The sequence below is a fragment of the Seonamhaeicola marinus genome (genome assembly GCF_008085455.1).
On sequence record NZ_VSDQ01000303.1, the window covers coordinates 1 to 244 of the forward strand.

Annotated in this window: 1 protein-coding gene; it reads left to right on the top strand. The window is 31.6% G+C overall.

Annotated elements, in window-relative coordinates; genetic code table 11:
* Nucleotides 1-61 precede the first annotated feature (61 nt).
* Nucleotides 62-244, top strand: a 183-nt coding sequence (locus tag FUA24_RS04080) for an aminotransferase class V-fold PLP-dependent enzyme (RefSeq protein WP_148540162.1), incomplete at its 3' end; no start/stop codon positions are given.

A 244-nucleotide genomic window follows, 5' to 3' on the forward strand; every position in this document is an offset into this window, starting at 1 on the left:
TTATTGAAAATAATTTTATTTCAAGTATTTTTGCTACTTAAAAAGCTTCAATTTTATTAAAATGAAAACTGTGTATTTTGATAACGCTGCCACTACAAAACTACGAGACGAGGTAGTAACCTCAATGACAGCAGTTATGCAAAATAACTACGGAAACCCATCATCATCGCACAGTTTGGGTAGAGCATCAAAAGTGTTAATTGAAAAGGCTAGAAAAACCATTGCTACTACTTTTAATGTTTCT